The organism is Achromobacter denitrificans NBRC 15125 (assembly GCF_001571365.1).
GTDB lineage: Bacteria > Pseudomonadota > Gammaproteobacteria > Burkholderiales > Burkholderiaceae_B > Achromobacter > Achromobacter denitrificans.
In genome coordinates this window covers 70,106-88,362 of record NZ_BCTQ01000003.1, presented here as the reverse complement: position 1 = coordinate 88,362, position 18,257 = coordinate 70,106, and the positions used below count along the sequence as shown (strand labels likewise).

Here is an 18,257-nt window from a genome sequence, read left to right as displayed (position 1 = left end):
ACCAAAGCGGTCTTACTGAGCTGCGCTTGTCGCTGCCGGCGCACTAGGGTTATCCGGGATTCTTTATGCTTAAAGTTTTGTGAAGAATGAGCGGCATAGGCAGGGCTGCCGCCGCGATGAGGCATCAAGGGGCATACACCGTGGTGCGGCACCCGACGCACCGTACGCAGGATCGCGCGGTGACGCCCCGTAAGGAGATTCGCATGCTGCTGCGTAGACATTGCCTGGCCATGATGATGCTGGCGCTGACTGGCTGGGCGACGGGCAGCCATGCGCAAACCTCACCCCAGGCCTGGCCGGCCAAGCCGGTGCGCCTGGTCGTGGGGCTGGCCCCCGGCGGGCTGGTCGACGTGTTGGCGCGCACGGTGCAGCCGCATTTGGCCGAGGCCTTGAAGCAGACGGTTATCGTGGAAAACCGGGGCGGCGCGGGCGGCAACGTGGCGGGCGCCGAGGTCGTGCGCAACGGCGGAGACAACCATACCTTCCTGCTCAATCCTTCGACGACCGTATCGGTCAACCCGGTGATGTTCACCAGCATGCCGTTCGATCCGCAGCGGGACCTGCGGCCGGTCGCCTTGCTGGCCAACAGCCAGTTGTTCTTGTTCGTCCGGTCTTCGCTAGGCGTCGATACGCTGGAAGCGTTCGTCGAATACGCGCGCAAACGGCCCGAGCCGCTTAACTATGGTTCGGCCGGCAATGGCACGACGCCGCATCTGGCCGGCGAGCTGCTCAAGCAGGCGACCGGCATGCAGGCCACCCACGCGCCATATCGCGGCGTGGCGCCGGCGATACAAGACCTGGCCGCGGGCCAGATCGACTTCGCGTTTGGACCGGCCACGGTCTTTCCCATGGTGCAGGCGGGCAAGCTGAAGGTGCTGGCGGTGGCAAGCCGGCAGCGGGCGGCCGTGGCGCCCGACATACGCACCTTTTCCGAGGTCGGCATCGACGGCGTTTTCGCGGACAGCCTGTTTGGTGTGTATGCCGCCGCCGGCACGCGCGATGATGTGGTCGAACGTATGAATGGCGAAATCAACAAGGTGCTTGCACGGCCGGAGATCCAGGCGCGATTCCTGGACGCCGGCGCCGAGGCGCTACCGCTGCGCGCGGCCGACTATGCCGCGCGCGTGGAGGACGAGAAGAAACTGTTCGCCCCGCTGATGAAGTCGTTGGGGTTGAAGGAACAGTAGATTCCTGGACGTCCTGATTCGATGAGGTGTTGCCCCCTTAGGTTGCCAGGACCTGGGACGCATCCCGATGCGCGAGGTCGCCGGCCTGCCGTGCATGCTCAGAAGTCCACCGACGCCGACAGCATCACCGACCGAGGCGAACCCAGGCGCAGGTACCCTTCGGATGCCGACGACCAGTAATCCTTGCCGAAGACGTTGTTGACCGTCGCGCGCAACGTGACGGGATGGTCGAAAGCGCGGGTGGCGTAGCGCATACCCACGTCCCAGCGCGTCCAGCCCGGTATGCGGCGGGTGTTTTCCAGATTCTGGTATTGCCAGCTGGTCGACAGCGCGCGGGCGGTCAGCGTCAGTCCCGGTGCGAACGACGGGTCCCATTCCATGCCGATATTGGCCATCCAGCGCGGCACCCCGACGGCGCTGTTGCCTTCGGTGTCGGCGGAGGCGGTGCGGGTCATCGTCGGCTGGATGTACGTGACGCCGCCCAGCAGGCGCACGCCCCGGGCAAGCTCGCCGAAGGCGTTCAGTTCGACGCCGCGGTTGCGTTGTTCGCCGCCCATGTCATAGCGCGTCACGCCGCCGCTGACCGTGGCCAGTCCGGAGGGCTGTTTGATCTGGAACAGGCCGAGGGTGGTCGTGACCGAACCGAAATCGACCTTTACGCCGGCCTCGATCTGCTTGGTCTTGATGGGCGCGAAGATCTCGCCCGCATTGACGGTGCCGGCCGGAGCGATGGGGCCGGCGGTCAGGCCTTCGATGTAGTTTGCGTATAGAGAAACGTCGCTCCATGGCTTGACCACCAGGCCGAACGCCGGGGTCACGGCGGATTTGTCATAGCTGGAAGTCTCCTGGCCCGTGGTGTAGCTGTAGTTCGTCGATTTCACCGTCTGATAGCGCACGCCCGCGGTGAACTGGACCCGGTCATCGGCGAAGGACAGGGTGTCGGCCAGCGCGATCGTCGGAAGTTTCAGGAGCGAGGTGCGCGGCGGCGAACTCGATAGCCCATCGGTGGACGGCTTGGGGATGTCGGCGGGGTCGTACAGATTGGACGGCGACAGGCCGTAGATGTAGTAGTCGTAGTAGCCGGCGCGCTGTTCGAAGGTTGAATAGCTCAGGCTCACTTCGTGTTTGACGGAGCCCGTGTTGAAGTTGCCGCGCGCGCCCCATACGCTGGAGACGTTCTGCTCCCAGCTGGGCCAATAGTACGGACGCATCAGCAGTTCGCCGTTCTCGCCGACCACGATGGGGTCTGCGTACAGGTAGCGGTTGTCGCTGCGCCGGTAGCCTACGCCGCCGAATACGGTCAGTTGGGGGGTGATGTCATACTCGGCGCGCAGTACGCCGTAGTTGTCGCGCGACTTCGAATAGCCCCAGTCGGGCGAATAGCCCTTGGAGGCGTCGGGCGCGCGCGGCACCGGCAGGTGGTCGCCGAAGATCAGCACGCCCGAATCGCCCGGCGCGTCGATGTTGTTGGTCTGGTGTCCGGCGTCCAGCGAGACGCGCAGCCTGTCGCCGCGGTAGTCCAACCCGACGACGGCCGTTCCCATCTGATTGGATTGGTTCTGGACGGCCGTGTCGCCGTCGCGGTACGAGCCGTTGAAGCGGATGCCGAATTCGTTGTTCTCGCCGAACCGCCGGCCGATGTCGACCATGCCGCCGAAGCGGGAATCGGATTGATAGGTGGCGGTCAGGCGGGTCAGGGGCTCGTCGCCGGCGCGCTTGGGCACGACGTTGATGCCGCCGCCGACGCTGCCCCGGGGGCTCATGCCGTTCAAGAGGGCGGTGGGGCCCTTGAGCACCTCGACCCGCTCCACGCCATCCATCGCGATGGTGCGCAGCGGCAGCATGCCGTACAGCCCGTTGAAGGACACGTCCTGGTTGCGCACCGGGAAGCCGCGGATCTGGAATTCGTCGCCCGTGCCGGCAACGGAACCCTGGCCCTCGTTGACCGTTCGCACCGACGCGTCGTTGGCCAGCACGTCGGCGATGGAGTTGGCCTGTTGGTTCTGGATCAGCTCCGAGGTGTAGCTGGACATGTTGAACGGCGTGTCCATCACATCGCGTTCGCCGAGCAGGCCCACCCGGCCGCCGCGGGCGACCTGGCCGCCGGCGTAGGGTTCGGGCAATTGCTGCCGGCCCGTCACCAGCACCGGCGCCAGCGTGGTTACGGCGGGGCTCTGGTCCGGCGCGGTCACCGCGTAGCCGCCGCCAGGCGTGGCGGCACTGGACAAGCCTGACCCCGCCAGCAGCCGCGTCAAGGCTTCCTGGACTGTCATGCGGCCGGAGACCGCCGGCGCGCTGTGCGCCGCGACGCGCGAACCGCCCGCCATGATGGAGGTATTGGTCTGGCGCGACAGCGCCGTCAGCGCCGTGTTCAGGGGCTGCGCGGGCAGGTCGATGCTGTAGAGCCGTTCGGACTGGGCCTGGGCCTGGGCGCTCGTGGGCGTGGCGGCCAGGGGCAGGCCGAGCGCGCCCGCCAGCGCCAGGACCCGCGCAGACCGGCGAATACCGGATTGGTGCATTTCAACTCCGTCTATCGAGAGAATCGTCGCCCTCATGGGCGGCCATCGAGACAGAAGACGGATGAGGCGCCGAAATGGATACACCTCCGGCGAAAAAATCTCAGCGCAGTCGCAAGACGACGTCGCCGTCGGGGCGCGTCTCCGCGCGCAGCGGCAGGATGGCTTCGAGCACACGCGAGGCGCTGTCGGCGTCGGCGCTGCGGAACCGGCCCGTCAGGCGCAGGGCGTTGACGGCCGGGCTGGCCGCCGTCAGGGGGCGGGCACGGAAGGCATTGATCGCTGGCAGCGCTTCGTCCAGGCGCTGGTTGTCGAACCACAGCCAACCGTTGCGCCACGCCGCCACGCTTTCCGGGTCGATGCGGCGGACAGGCTCGACGTCGCCGTCGCGCCAGGTGACTGCGGTGTTGGCCCGCAAATCCAGGGCAGGTCCGCCGCGCGCCAGCGTGTACCAACGGGCGTCGCGCGGCGCGGGGTGGAAGCGGACGTGGCCTTCCTCGACGGCCAGCGACACGGCGCCGCCCCGGTCGCTGACGGTGAACACCGTGCCCACGACCTCGACCTCGCCGCCCCGGGTCCGGACCCGGAACGGGCGGCTGGCGTCAGGCGCCACGGTAAACAGCGCTTCGCCGTGGCTCAGTTCCACCACGCGTTCGTGCCGGTACAGGCTGACGGCCAGCCGAGTCTGGGCGCTGAGGTCGATCCGCGTTCCCAAGCCGTCGCCGTCGGATCCGTCGGGCACTTGGGCCAGGGAGAGTTGGCCGGAGCCGGTTTCATAAGACGCCCGGTAAACGGGCTGGCGCCAGTACCAGCCCGTGCCGAGCAACGCGGTACAGGCGCCCGCCACGCCCCAGCCCAGCAGCGTCCGACGGGACATTCCTCGGCTGGCGGCCAGCGGGACGTCCTGGGGAAAATGCTCTCGCATTTCCGGCGCTACCACCGCCAGCAGCTTCCAGCGCCGGAGGGCTTCGACGTAGGCGGCTTCGTTCTCGGGCGCGCGGGTGCGCCAGGCCGCCAATCGCGAGGCGGCCTGGCGGGCGGCGCGCTCAGTCGCGATCTCCGATGTGGCGATCAGGCTGAGCGCCTGCTCGATGAGTCCCTCGTCGGGTACTTGCTGCATGATGGTCAATTGCCGTCGTCCGTGGCCGGATCGTACTTGGTTTGCGGGCGGTCGCTGGCGTCGTCAAAGCCGGTATCGAGGCGCAGGTTGCGCAGGGCGCGGGAGCAATCCAGCGTGCCGCGCACCAGGTGCTTGGCGACCGCCGCTTCCGTAATGCCCAGCTGTTGCGCGATTTCGGCGCGGCTATGGCCGTAGGCCCGGTACAGCAGGAATATTTGCATCCGCCGCGGGGGCAGGGACGCCAGCACCGCGGCCACCCGCTCGACCATCTGCCGTTGCGACACGATCTGCTCGGCCGAGGGCGCGGTTCGTTCCGCTTCGAGCGGGGCGTGCTCGGCCAGCCAGGTCCGGGCGACCTTGCGGCGGCGAGCCTCGTCGATGCAAAGGTTATGGGCAATGCGAAAGAGCAGCCCGCGCGACGACTCAATGCCCGGACCGTTCTTGTGGGCGTCGTCCAGGCCGCTGGCGTAGGCGCGCTCGAAACTGGTCTGGGCAATGTCGGCGGCGTCGTCCGGATTGCGCAATTGGTAGCTCAGGTGCCGGTACAGGTCCCGATAGTGGCTGAGCAGGTCGTCGACGAACTCGCGCACTGCCGAGGCAGTGGCCGTCCGTTTGGCGGGATGGATCGGGGAGGGCGCTGACATTGGGGCAAGCAAAACGCCGCCCCGGCCGGCGGAGCGTAGTGGGGCATAGTCAAGAATGATTCCTATTATTATTTTTTGACACAAGCCGTGCAAGCAATCGTTTACCCTCAGGCTCCGATCGGGAAGGAATGCGGCGCGCGCGCCACATCCGTGCACATTTGCCGGCTTCAAACGCCCGGGCGGCAGTGCTGCGGTCCATCCAGGCTGTTCACGCCGGTTGCAGTTCTTTTTCCTGCTTCGACCACGACGCTACCGATTCCACGATGTGCCTGTGCATGGCCTTTGCCGCCGGCGCCAGGCCCGCGTGGCTCAAGGACGACAGCACGATGGCGCGGCTTTCCGCGGGATAGAACGGGAAGGCCTGCACGGAGCTCCGGTAATTGAGCAGGGCGAGTTGCGGCACGATGCTGATGCCCAGGCCGCTTTCGACGATGGCGATGATGGCGGCATCATCCGTGGCCCGCGCGCTCGACTTGATGGCGACCTTATGGGTGGCCAGCAACTGCTGGGTTTCCTTGCCGCAGCCTTCGCCCTGGAGCACCAGGTTGTGCTCGGCCAGTTCCGCGACGGTCATGTAGGCTTTGTTTTTCGGCAGAAAGCCGGGTGGCGCGATGCAGACGAGGGGGTCGGCATAGAGCGGCGTGGCATCCAGCCCGGGCGCGACGGGCAAGGTGACGAAGCCGAGGTCGACCCGGCTTTTCAGGATCCATTCGATCACGTCGTCGTAGCCGCCTTGCTCGATGACCACCTCGATATTGGGATAGAGCTCGGAGAAGGACCGGATGATTTTCGGCATCCAGGCCACGCTTACGCTGCTGAAGGCGCCGATGCGCACCGTTCCCGCTTCAAGGCCCAGCAGTTTGGAAGCCTGCTGTTCCAGCTTTTCATTGCTTTGCAGCACTTCCCGGACGGTGGGCAGCAAGGCTTCGCCGCCCGAGGTCAGGCGAACGCCGCTGCGGTTGCGCACGAATAGCGTGAAGCCCAGTTCCTCTTCAAAAGAGGCCAGGGCGTGGCTGACGGCGGACGGCGACAGGTTCAGTTGATGCGCGGCCGCCGCGAAGCTGCCGCGTTCGGCGATGGCGACGAAAACCTTGTAGGCATTGATGGGCATGGTCGTTTATTAGTTGAAAGTTATGCATCCATGATTCTTGTATCTTCAACTGAATCATCAATCCCGGACGGTGGAAAATAGGCGAAAGCGTCGCAATACTCGTTCAAGCCATTGATATGGCGAGATTTCCGGATGCGGGCCGACCCTTTAGGGTTTCTATCTAGTTTCCAGATAGATGCGAAATTTGCATTTATCAAATAAAACAATTCTCTTTTTGGATTCTATCTAGCTTCCTATTATTTCGTCGACATCGCAACCGCGGTCTGGCCCTCGCCCCGAGCATCCGGCACAAGAGACGAAATGAGCAAAAGCACAGCAAGCGCGAAAACCTACGACTACGTGATCGTCGGCGCCGGATCGGCGGGTTCCATCCTGGCCGCTCGCCTGTCCGAAGACCCCGGCGTGACGGTATGCGTGCTGGAAGCGGGCCCCAGCGATCTGCGCCCCTATGTCCGCGTTCCGGCCGGTTTCGTGAAGACCTTGAGCCAGGATCGGATTACCTGGCAGTTCAAGACCCAGCCGTCCGAAGGTAGCGGCGGGCGCAAGATCTCCACCACCCAGGGGCGGGTGCGGGGCGGATCCAGTTCCATCAACGGCATGATGATCGTGCGCGGCCAACCGGAGGACTTCGACGCTTGGGCGGCGCAGGGCAACGCGGGCTGGGGCTACCGGGACGTGCTGCCTTACTTCGCGCGCTCCGAGCGCTATACCGGCCCGGGCGACGATAAGGTCCGGGGGCGTTCCGGCGCGATACCAGTGACGCCGATGGACTGGTTCCATCCCATTTCCGAGACCTTCATCGAGGCGGCCGTCGCCGCCGGCCACAAGCGCAATCCCGACTACAACTCGGGCGATCAGGAGGGCGTGGGCTATTTTCAGCGCACGATAGAGCGCGGCCTGCGCGTGAGCGCCGCGGTGGCCTTCCTGGAACCGGCTCTCAAGCGCGGCAATGTGGAACTGCTGTCCGGCGTGCGCGCGCAGCGCATCCTGTTCGAGGGCAAGCGCGCGTTGGGGGTAGGGTTCATCCGGCGCCGGGGCGGCGAGGAAACCGTCGTCCGTGCGCGACGCGAAGTGATCGTGTCCGCCGGCACCGTCAATACGGCGCGGCTGCTGCAGATTTCGGGGGTGGGCCCAGCAAGCCTGCTGGCCGGACTGGGCGTGAAGGTGGTGCATGAGTTGCCCGGCGTCGGCGAGAACCTCAGCGACCATTACTCGGCGCGCCTGGTCATGCGCGCCCGGCCCGGCGTCACGACCCTGAACGAGATGGCGCGGGGCCCGCGGCTCCTGTGGCAGATCATGCGCTGGCTGGCGCGCAAGCCGGGGGTGCTGACCCTGACGCCGTCGCAGGCGCACCTGTTCTGCAAGTCGAATGCCGGGGTGCAGCGGCCGGACCTGCAGTGCGTCTTCGTGCCGGGCAGTTACAAGGAAGGCAAGCATTACGTGCTGGACGACTACCCCGGCGTGACCGGCGGCTGGTGGCAGCACCGGCCGCTGAGCCGCGGCCACGTCCGCGCCCGCTCGACCGATGTGTACGAGGATCCGCTGATCCAGCCCAATTACCTGGCGCACAGCCTGGACCAGGAGGTCATGGTGGCGGGCATGAAGATCATCCGCGGGTTGCTGCATTCGCCGGCGCTGGCGAAGTACCTGGTGGAGGAAACGGTGCCGGGCGTCCAACTCAGCACCGACGAGCAGTTGCTGGACTTCTGCAAGCACCACGGGTCTACCGGCTACCACTTGGTGGGCACGGCCCGCATGGGCCCGGCATCCGATCCGATGGCGGTGGTGGACGACTCGCTGCGCGTGCGCGGGGTGGCGAACCTGCGGGTGATCGACGCGTCGGTCATGCCCGCGATCACCTCCGGCAACACCTATGCCGCCACGCTGATGATCGCCGAGAAGGGCGCGGATCTGGTTCGCGGCAAACGCCCTCCCGGCTAATACCCGAAACGCTTATTGCCGGGCTGCCCCAGGATAGACAAGCCCCGGGGGCGCCGCGCGAGTCCATTTTTAGGAGACGGCCATGGCCGAACACAATCTTGATGCCCATCTTTTCATCAACGGCCGATGGGAGGAGGGCAACGCCGGGCCGCAGCCCAATATCGACCCGGCCACCGGCGCGGCCGTCGGCGTCGTGACGCTGGCGGACGCAGACCAGGTCCAGGCGGCGCTGGCCGCCGCAAGCCGCGCCTTCCCCGTGTGGAGCGCGCTGACGGGGCAGGCGCGCGGCGCCATCCTGAAAAAGGCCTCCCTCCTGCTGGCCGAGCGTATCGAGGAAGTCGCCCACGGCCTGTTGCTGGAATCCGGCAAGACCCGCGCCGACGCGGTGGGCGAACTGCGGCGCACCATCGAGACCCTGGCCTGGAACGGCGAAGAGGCCGGCCGCATCAGCGGCAAGGTGCACCAGGGCGTCGTGCCCGGCAGCACGCGGCTATCGCTGCCGACGCCGTTGGGCGTCGTGGTGGCGATCACTCCGTGGAATTTCCCGGCCGTGCTGGTCGGGCGCAAGCTCGGCGCGGCGCTGGCCGCCGGTTGCACGGTGGTGCTGAAGGCATCCGAATTCACGCCATACAGCGCGCGCGCCATCGTCCAGACGCTGGCGGATGCCGGCCTGCCCGAAGGCGTGGTCAACCTGGTGTTCGGCGACCCTGCGGCGGTCAGCCGGCAGTTGCTGGCCTCGCCGGAGGTGAAAGCCGTGTCGTTCACGGGCTCCACGCAAGTGGGCAAGCAGCTTGCGGCGTTGGCCGCGCCCAACCTGATCCGTCCGATTTTCGAATTGGGCGGGCATGCGCCGGTCATCGTGTGGAGCGACGCGGATGTCGAGAAGGTGGTGCAGCTGACCGCGCCGGCGAAGTTCGGATCGGCGGGCCAGTCCTGCGTGGCGCCCACGCGCTACCTGGCGCATCCGGCCGTGCACGATGCGCTGGTCAAGGCGCTGGTGGCCAAAGCCCGGACATACACGCTCGGGCATGGGCGGGACGAGGGCACCACGCTGGGCTCGGTGGCCCATGGCGGGCGCGTGGCGGCGTTTCTCCAGCTGGTGGAGGACGCCGTGGCCAAGGGCGCCGTGCTGGAAACGGGTGGGAAGCGGGTGGATCGTCCCGGGTTCTTCGTCGAGCCGACAGTGTTGTCGGCGGTCTCGCGGGACGCGGACATCCTGGTCGAGGAGCCGTTCGGCCCCGTGGCTACCGTCCAGTCGGTGGAGAGCGTGGATGAGGCGGTGGCGTTGGCAAATGCCACGCCATATTCGTTTGCCGCATACGTCTTCACCGATTCGCTGCGGGTGCGCGATGAACTGGTCCGCCGCCTGAACGCCTCGAACATCGGCATCAACCAGACCGCTCCCTCGCTGCCCGACGTGGCCCTCGGCGGCCTGGGCAATAGCGGCTACGGCTACGAAGGCGGCACCGAAGGCGTGCTGGCCTACATGCAGCTGCGGCTCGTCAGCCAATCGGCCCTCTAACCCTCAAGAGACTGCAATGGGAAAATCGATCAAGATCGTCAAGGTTCTCGCCGCCGCCGGCGTCGGCTCGTTCTTCTTTGACGACCAGGCGGCCATCAAGGCCGGCGCGGAGCGCGACGGCGCCGCCTATCTGGGCACGGCTGTCACACCAGGCTACGCCGCGGTGCGCGAGCCCTCGGAGTCCGTTTCCGTCATGCTGGTGCTCAGCGATGGCTACGTCGCCATGGGCGATTGCGCCAGCGTGCAGTATTCCGGGGTGGGCGGGCGCGAACCGCGCTTCCATGCCGCGCAGCTGGCGCGGCAGATCGAAGAGGACCTGGCGCCCCGCCTGCTGGACCTGGACGTCAGCCGCTTCCGCGAGGCCGCGGCGCGGGCCGAGGGCTGGATCGGCGTATCGGTGGAGGCACAGCGCGCGGCGGCCTATGGCGTTTCCCAGGCCTTGCTGGACGCGGCCGCCCATGTCGCCGGCCATCACCTGATGGCCCGTGTCATCAAGGACGAATGGGCGCTGGCCGCGCCGCTCGCGGAGGTGCCGATCTATGCCCAGTCGGGAGACGATCGCCACGCCAACGTCGACAAGATGATCCTGAAAAGCGTGCCCATCCTGCCGCACGGGCTCATCAATACGCTGGACCTGGTCGGCCCCGAGGGCGCCGAGCTGGAGCGCTACATACGGTGGATCGTTGCGCGCATCAAGCAGCTTCGGACCCGGCCGGATTACCGTCCGCGCATCCACCTGGACGTCTACGGCATGGTCGGTGCGCTGGTGCAGGGCTCGCCGGATCGCACGGCCGACATCCTGCAACGGCTGGAGGCCGCGGCGGGGGCGTTCCCGCTGACCATCGAGCATCCGCTGGACGCCGGCAGCCGCGACGCGCAGATCCAGGCCTTGGCGCGCTTGCGGCAGGTGCTGCGGGCACGCCGCAGCCAGGTGCGGATCGTGGCCGACGAATGGGCCAATACGGCTGAGGACATCGGCTTGTTCGCCGCCGCCCAGGCCGCCGACCTGATCCAGGTGAAGACGCCGGACCTCGGCTCCCTCCACCACACCATCGACGCCATCCTGGACTGCCACCGCCACGGCGTGGGGCCGGTGCTGGGCGGCACCTGCGCGGAAACCGACCTGTCGGCGCGCGCCACGGTCCATATCGGCATCGCCACCCAGGTGGCCCAGATGCTGGCCAAGCCGGGCATGGGCTTCGACGAGGGCTACACCATCGTGAAGAACGAAATGAACCGCGCCTTGCGCCTCGACGCCCATCTCGCCCAGACAAAAAAGTAGAAATCAAGGAGACAGACATGACACCCCCCATCCCCGCCGCGACCTTGGACGCGCTGATCGCGTTTGCCGAGCGCCTCGCCGACGAATCGCGCCTGCTGTTCGCGCCCAATATCGGGTTGGCGCCGCGCGTTGAGGTGAAAGCCGACCGCAGCCTCGTCACCGCCCTGGACAAGGCGATCGAGGAGCGGCTGCGCAATCTCATCGAGCAGGCCTATCCCGCGCACGGCATCTACGGCGAGGAAGAAGGCCACGTGCGGCTGGACGCCGAGTACGTCTGGGTGGTGGACCCGATAGACGGCACGGCGCCGTTCATCGCCGGCGTACCCGTGTTCGGCACGCTGATCGCGCTGATGCACCGGGGCGCGCCCGTGCTGGGCGTCATGGATCTACCCGTGACGCAGGACCGCTGGGTGGGCGCCGCGGGCCGCGCCACGGCTTTCCGGGGGCAGCCTTGCGCCACGCGGGCCTGCCCGAGCCTGGGCGACGCCATGCTGAGCACCAGCAACCCCGATCTCTACAGCGCGGAGGAACGGCCATTCTTCGAGGCGCTGCGCAGCCGCACGCGCTGGCGCATCTACGGAGGCTGTTGCATGTCCTATGGATTGCTGGCCAGCGGCCGCACCGACGTGGCGATCGATGCCGGCCTCAAGCTCTGGGACTACGCGCCGTTCGTGCCCATCATCGAAGGGGCGGGCGGCGTCATCACCGATTGGAATGGCCGCCCTCTGAGGCTGGAGAACTGGGGCTCGCGGATCCTGGCTGCGGGCGATCCGGCCCGTCATGCCGAGGCGCTGGCGTTGTTGGCGCAGGCCGCGAGCTGACGGGGCCTAGGTTAAGCGAGGAGACTATCCATGGGCATTTCCATCGAAAACCTGTGCGTGACCTATGGCGGCGGCACGCGCGTCATCGACGGCATGACGCTGGACATCGCGCCGGGCAGCTTTTTCACCCTGCTGGGGCCCAGCGGCTGCGGCAAGACCACCTTGCTGCGCACCATCGCGGGCTTCATTCCCATCGCCTCGGGCAGCATGCGCTTCAGCGGCAAGGACGTGACGAAGCTGGCCGCGCACGAGCGCAATATCGGCATGGTCTTCCAGGACTACGCCCTGTTCCCCAACCGCACGGTGTTCGAGAACGTGGCCTACGGCCTGCGCGCGCGGAAGATGGACGGGGCGTCGATCAGAAAGAAGGTGCCGGCGGCCCTGGAGCGCGTCGGGCTAGGTCCCTACGCCGACAGGCTGCCCGCCGCGCTGTCGGGCGGCCAGCGGCAGCGCGTGGCTTTGGCGCGGGCCATGGTGATCCAGCCGCAGGTGCTGCTGATGGATGAGCCGCTGTCCAACCTCGACGCCAAGCTGCGCGTCCAGGTGCGGGAGACCATTGCCGAGTTGCAGCGAGAGGCGGGCATCACCACGGTATTCGTGACCCACGACCAGGAGGAGGCGCTAGCCTTGTCGGACCAGATCGCCGTCATGAACCAGGGGCGCGTCGAGCAGCTCGGCTCTCCCCAGCAGATCTATCGCGAACCCGCGACCGCTTACGTGGCCGACTTCATCGGCGCGGCCAACCTTATCCCGGTGCAGGGTCGCACCACGGGGCCGGGGGCCGCGGAGGTGGTTCTGGATCAGCATGCGCTGCGCGCGCGGGCGCCGCACGCGGTCGATGGCGCCGCCATCCTGGTGGCGCGACCGGAGGACATCGGGCTCGCCCGGGCGGGAGAGGGCGGCCTGCCCGGCCGGATACGGAGCCAGCAGTATCTCGGCGTCAAGACGACCTACCGCATCGAGTTCGGCGGCGGCCGAATGGTGAATGTGGATGTGCATGGCGACAGGCGCGAGGAGTTCGACGCCGGCATGGAGGTCAGCCTGGCCTTCGATCCGCTCAAGACCCGGGTGCTGGCGTCATGAGCGGGCTGCGCGCGTCTCTCCGTTCGCCGTGGGTCTGGCTGTCGCTGGCGTCGCTGGGCCTGCTGGTCGTGTTCCTGATCCTGCCCGTGGCCAATATCCTGGTATCGAGCCTGACCGCGAAATCCGCGGACGGGCAATCGGGTTGGAGCATCCTGCTATCGGATACCCGCTATCTGAAGGCCATCGGCAATACCGTCGCGCTCGGCCTGGGCGTCACCGCGCTTGCGGCCGTCATCGGCGTGCCCCTGGCCTACTTCACGGCCCGCCACAGCTATCCGGGCAAGTGGCTGGTGTCCATCCTCCCCTTGATCACGCTGGTGATCCCCGAGGTCATTTCGGTCCAGACCTGGCTGATGCTGCTCGGGAACAACGGCGTGATCACGCACGCGCTGTACGACTACCTCGGCATCGACATCCCGTCCTTCTATGGCTGGCCCGGCCTGCTGGTGGTGATGACGTTCACCTATTACTCCTATATCTATATCGGGACGCTGGCGGCCATGCGGGGCTTCGACGTGCAGCTGGAAGAGGCCGCCCGCAGCCTGGGCACGTCCCCGGCCAGGTCCCGGCTCAAGGTCATGGTGCCCGTGATCATGCCGGCCGTGCTGGCCAGCGCCTTGCTGGTGTTCACGCTGGTCGTCGGCAACTTCGCCACCTCGATGTTCCTGGGGCACGACGTGGAGCTGCTGTCGGTGCTGACCTACCTGGCCGCCACCTCCGAGATCGGCGGACCGCCCGTGATGCAGAGCACCCTAGCGACGACCTCCATCCTCCTGGTGATGATGGCGCTCTTCGTCCAGCGCTGGATCATCGCCCGCGGCCGCTACGAGATCGTGCAGGGGCGCAGCCCGACGGAGACGCGGGTTCGCGGCGCGCGCGAGCATGTCCTGGCGATCCTGGCCGTGGGCGTGGTGCTGGTGTCGATGCTGCCGCTCATCACGCTGGTGGCGGGCGCCTTCACCCGGGCGCGCGGGCCGGTGATGCGCTGGGGAGAGTGGACGCTGGCCAATCTGGAACGGGCGCTCATCGGCGCGCCGGACCCGGTGCTGAACTCCATCATGTACGCCGGTATGGCCACGGCGCTGGGCATTGCCTTCAGCACGCTGGTCAGCTACCTGATCGTCAAGAAACGCAACCGCCTCACGCCCATGCTGGACTACGTCAGTTCGCTGCCGCTGGCATTGTCCGGAACGGTGATCGGCATCGGCCTGCTGATGACCTTCAACACCGGCTGGCTGGTGCTGAGCGGCACGGGAACGGTCATCGTGCTGGCCTACATGGTGAGGCGGCTGTCTTTCGGCGTGCGCAACGCGTCGTCCACCTTGTTCAATATTCCCGACTCGATAGAAGAGGCCTCGGTCAGCCTGGGCGTGCCGCCGGTCCGGTCGTTCCTGAAGGTGGTGCTGCCGCTCATGGTGCCGGCCATCGCCGCCGCCGCGGTGCTGACCTGGACCACCACGGTATCCGAGCTCAGCGCCTCCATCGTCGTGTACTCGCCGGGCCGGGAGACGGTGCCCATCCAGATGTTCCGCCTCATCGACAGCGGCCTGATGGCCCAGGCGTCGGCCTATGGCGTGATCCTGATCACGGTCATCCTGGTGCCCATCGTCGTCGCCATCAAGGGTTTCAGAATCCGGCTGTTCTGACCATTCCTGCGATCCATCCCGGTCTCATCTCTTCCTAGGAGGCATGACATGAAACGTTCCAATTTTTCGCCGCTGCGCAGGGCCATGGTTCTGGGTACGCCCCTTCTGGCTGCCGGCTTGCCCTTTTCCTTCGCTCGGGCCCAGGCTCAGGCCGGCGGCCAGGTCGTGGTTTATGTGTCCGCCAATGCCCAGTCGGCGCAGGCCGTGACCGACGTGGCGCGCAAGCAGCTGCGGGACGTCAAGCTCAGCATGGTCGCCGGCGGCACGGGGCAGTTGCTCAAGCGTGTCGAAGCCGAAGCGGCCAGCCCCCGCGCCGATATCTTCTGGACGGCGTTCGCCAGCTCCCTGGAGCGCTACAAGACCCATCTGGCCGAGTACCGATCGCCCGAGCTCGCGGCCATACCCGAGAAATACGTGGAGCAGAGCGGCCTGTGGGCCGCCTCCAACGTCCACGTGGCCGTGGCAATGCTCAACGCCAGGCAGTTCCAGGGCAAGGCGCCCGCGTCGTGGCGCGACCTGACGGATCCGCGGTTCAAGGGAAAAATCATCGTTTCCAACCCCGAGGACAGCTCCACGGCGTTCACCATTCTGTGGTGGATAGAAAAGAACTTCGGGGCGGAAGTCCTGGCGAAAATCGCCGCGAACTGCGTCGTGACCCCATCCGGCTCGAACGTCGTGCGCAGCGTGGGGCAGGGCGAGTACGCCGTCGGCATTACCTACGAATCCATCGCCTACCCCTACGTCGCGGGCGGACAGCGCGGCATCCGCCTCATGTACGCGGAGGACGGCACCTTCGAGATTCCCGACGACATCGCCCTCATCCGGAACGGCCCCAATCCGGCCGCCGCCCGGCGCGCCTATGACCTGATCCTGTCGCGCGAGGTACAGATCGCCCTGCTCGAAACCGCCTTCCGCAGGCCGAGCCGCAGCGACATCAAGGTCAGCGAAACCATCGACATGCCGGACCTGTCCAGCATCAAGTTGCTGCCCTTCGACGAAGCCGTGGCTACCGCGGATCGCGACGCCTTCCTGGCGCGCTGGAGGGCGCTGCCGAAGGCGGGGGGGAAGTAGGGAGGGGATGGTGCGGGAAAGGCGCTTCGGCGCCTTTTTTTATTGGAACTGAACGGCTGCATTGGCGGAATGGCAGGGAAAGGTATTATTCATAGCTCCGCGGTTGGCGATGTGCACTGTTCTATTAAGTCCAAGAGCACCCTATAAGGTACATAAAGCTATGCAGGCGGCATATTACGAAGCCCCGATTGTGGATTTTCTGGCAGCTGACGAGCAGGCCATTTTGGGGGCCTTGGCAGAGCATCATGCTTTCGCCCTTGAACAGCTACAACGCGATGCGTGGATAGGCCAGATCCGGTTGCTCAAAGAGGCTCTCGCGGGGATGGTGCGTGGCCATATCCTATTTGAGTTCGTGATTCCGCGTATTGGAAAGCGTGCGGATGTCGTACTTCTCGTTGACGGCATCCTCTTCGTGCTGGAATTCAAGGTCGGGGCAAATACGTACACTCGCTCCGCAATTGATCAGGTGCACGATTACGCGTTGGATCTGAAGAATTTCCACAAGGGCAGCCATGACCTGCCCATCGTCCCGATCGCGCTTGCAACGGAGTCCGCTTCGTCCAGGCAGAGTGCGCTCAAGTTTGCCGCGGACAAGGTGGCGGAACCTCTTCTTATCCCGGTGCAACAACTTACGGACGTAATCAATCGATGCTCCGCTGTCGCCTCTGGCGAGTCGACTGATGTGCGCGTATGGCTGAAATCAGGCTATCAGCCGACCCCGACAATCGTAGAGGCGGCGCAAGCTCTCTATCAGAATCACTCGGTCGAACAGATCTCGCGATCTGACGCGGGTGCCAAGAATCTTAGTCAAACAACCGATCGCATCTCCGCGATTATTGACCAATCTAAATCTCAAGGCCGCAAATCAATCTGCTTCGTCACGGGCGTTCCAGGGGCAGGAAAAACACTTGCGGGCCTCAATATCTCCACAAAGAGACTGCAAGAGCATTCGGATGAGCATGCCGTATTCCTTTCCGGTAATGGCCCTCTAGTTACTGTGTTGCGGGAAGCGCTCGCTAGAAACGTAGCGACGAGTACGGGTGTCTCAAAGGTGGATGCGCGCCGCAAGGTGTCTAGCTTTATTCAGAATATTCATCATTTTCGAGACGAGGCGCTAAGGAACCAGAGGGCGCCGCACGAGAAGGTCGCCGTATTTGATGAGGCACAACGTGCCTGGACGCACGCCCAAACAAGCAAGTTTATGCAGAGAAAGCGTGGTCAGCACGGCTTCGATATGTCTGAACCTGAGTTCCTGATCAGCGTGATGGATCGTCACGACGATTGGTGCGTAGTCGTTTGCCTCATCGGTGGGGGGCAAGAAATCAATACAGGGGAGGCCGGCCTGGATGAATGGGTGACCGCACTTAAGAAACGCTTTCAGCGCTGGGACATTTATATATCGGATCGCCTGGAGGAGGGTGACTATACCGTTGACCCAGCCGCGCTTAAGCAGTTGGCGGCGATGTCTGTCCAACGATTTAGCGAGCTGCATCTAAGCGTATCGATGCGGTCTTTCAGGGCAGAGGCGCTTTCGAGCTTCATCAGTCATGTTGTTGAGAACCGCCCGGGAAAGGCCCGCGACGTTTACCGAACGCTTGAGACGCCTTATCCCATATGGCTGACACGCGATCTTGCGACCGCTAAGGACTGGCTACGAAGGACAGCACGTGGAAGTGAGCGCTATGGCCTGATTGCATCCTCCGGCGCATATCGATTGCGGCCTGAAGGGTTGCATACGAAGGCAAAGATCGATGCCGAACTGTGGTTCTTGAACGACCGGACGGATGTGCGCTCCTCCTACTATCTAGAGGAGGTTGCCACCGAGTTTGATGTTCAGGGGCTTGAGCTGGATTGGGCTGGCATATGCTGGGACGCGGACTTTCGCCATCAGGAGAGCGATTGGGGGGCTTATAGCTTTCGTGGGACGACGTGGCAAAGAGTTAGGCAGGCAGAGAGGCAGCTCTATCTCAAGAACGCCTATCGCGTTATCTTGACCCGGGCCCGTCAGGGCATGATCATTTTCGTGCCGAAAGGCGATTCGTCCGATCCGACTCGGTTGCCGAACTACTACGACAAGACCTTCGAGTTCTTGAAGTCGTGTGGCCTCAGGGAGTTCGACGCTGCTGGGCCTGTGGCGACCGAGCCGGTGGCAGACCCGGCGATAGAGGCGGCGCCAGCCCTTGCAGACGAATAGTTCACAGGCTCAGCCGCCCGCGCTGACGCCGGCCCTCGGCGCCAGGCGCAGGTTGCCGAATGCCGGCTGAACTGCCCATTGGCATCCCCATATTGCTCCCGAGGCGGCCACGAGGCACG

13 protein-coding genes are annotated in these 18,257 nt (G+C 65.4%); 9 read left to right on the top strand and 4 right to left on the bottom strand.

The features are described 5' to 3' along the window. Positions 1 to 203 precede the first annotated feature (203 nt). The gene (locus ADE01S_RS04080) at positions 204 to 1,187 is read left to right on the top strand and encodes a Bug family tripartite tricarboxylate transporter substrate binding protein (protein ID WP_062680183.1); all 984 of its coding nucleotides are present in this window, start codon (positions 204 to 206) and stop codon (positions 1,185 to 1,187) included. A 98-nt stretch (positions 1,188 to 1,285) separates the two neighbouring features. Here the strand turns inward: ADE01S_RS04080 and ADE01S_RS04075 are convergent, their stop codons facing one another. The 4 genes from ADE01S_RS04075 to ADE01S_RS04060 form a co-directional block, all read right to left on the bottom strand. Beyond that, positions 1,286 to 3,706 (bottom strand): TonB-dependent receptor, encoded by a 2,421-nt coding sequence (locus ADE01S_RS04075; RefSeq protein ID WP_062680182.1) that lies wholly within the window; start codon positions 3,704 to 3,706, stop codon positions 1,286 to 1,288. 100 nt (positions 3,707 to 3,806) lie between these two features. After that, on the bottom strand, positions 3,807 to 4,823 hold the full coding sequence (locus ADE01S_RS04070) for a FecR family protein (protein WP_075873240.1): 1,017 nt from the start codon (positions 4,821 to 4,823) through the stop codon (positions 3,807 to 3,809). A 5-nt stretch (positions 4,824 to 4,828) separates the two neighbouring features. After that, positions 4,829 to 5,467, bottom strand: coding sequence for an RNA polymerase sigma factor (locus ADE01S_RS04065; RefSeq protein WP_062680180.1), 639 nt, complete (start codon positions 5,465 to 5,467; stop codon positions 4,829 to 4,831). Between the two features lie 208 nt (positions 5,468 to 5,675). Further along, on the bottom strand, positions 5,676 to 6,578 hold the full coding sequence (locus ADE01S_RS04060) for a LysR family transcriptional regulator (RefSeq protein ID WP_062680179.1): 903 nt from the start codon (positions 6,576 to 6,578) through the stop codon (positions 5,676 to 5,678). 300 nt (positions 6,579 to 6,878) lie between these two features. Here ADE01S_RS04060 and ADE01S_RS04055 point away from each other — a divergent pair, with 300 nt between their 5' ends. The 8 genes from ADE01S_RS04055 to ADE01S_RS04020 all read left to right on the top strand — a co-directional run bounded on the left by ADE01S_RS04055 (position 6,879) and on the right by ADE01S_RS04020 (position 18,138). Beyond that, positions 6,879 to 8,519, top strand: coding sequence for a GMC family oxidoreductase (locus ADE01S_RS04055; RefSeq protein ID WP_062680178.1), 1,641 nt, complete (start codon positions 6,879 to 6,881; stop codon positions 8,517 to 8,519). A gap of 82 nt (positions 8,520 to 8,601) precedes the next feature. Then, a complete protein-coding gene (locus tag ADE01S_RS04050) occupies positions 8,602 to 10,041 on the top strand; it encodes an aldehyde dehydrogenase family protein (protein WP_062680177.1) in 1,440 nt (479 codons plus the stop codon). A gap of 16 nt (positions 10,042 to 10,057) precedes the next feature. Then, positions 10,058 to 11,323, top strand: a complete 1,266-nt coding sequence (locus ADE01S_RS04045; RefSeq protein ID WP_062680176.1) for a methylaspartate ammonia-lyase — start codon at positions 10,058 to 10,060, stop codon at positions 11,321 to 11,323. A gap of 17 nt (positions 11,324 to 11,340) precedes the next feature. Then, entirely contained in the window at positions 11,341 to 12,144 is an 804-nt protein-coding gene (locus tag ADE01S_RS04040) for an inositol monophosphatase family protein (protein ID WP_062680175.1), read from the top strand. A 30-nt stretch (positions 12,145 to 12,174) separates the two neighbouring features. Next, entirely contained in the window at positions 12,175 to 13,227 is a 1,053-nt protein-coding gene (locus ADE01S_RS04035; RefSeq protein WP_062680174.1) for an ABC transporter ATP-binding protein, read from the top strand. Next, on the top strand, positions 13,224 to 14,873 hold the full coding sequence (locus ADE01S_RS04030) for an ABC transporter permease (protein WP_062680173.1): 1,650 nt from the start codon (positions 13,224 to 13,226) through the stop codon (positions 14,871 to 14,873). Before ADE01S_RS04035 ends, ADE01S_RS04030 begins: the two co-directional genes overlap by 4 nt. Positions 14,874 to 14,921: 48 nt before the next feature. Beyond that, the gene (locus ADE01S_RS04025; protein ID WP_087881355.1) at positions 14,922 to 15,944 is read left to right on the top strand and encodes an extracellular solute-binding protein; all 1,023 of its coding nucleotides are present in this window, start codon (positions 14,922 to 14,924) and stop codon (positions 15,942 to 15,944) included. 160 nt (positions 15,945 to 16,104) lie between these two features. After that, complete coding sequence (locus tag ADE01S_RS04020; protein WP_075873235.1) at positions 16,105 to 18,138, top strand: DUF2075 domain-containing protein; 2,034 nt, start codon at positions 16,105 to 16,107, stop codon at positions 18,136 to 18,138. The last annotated feature ends 119 nt before the right edge of the window (positions 18,139 to 18,257 follow it).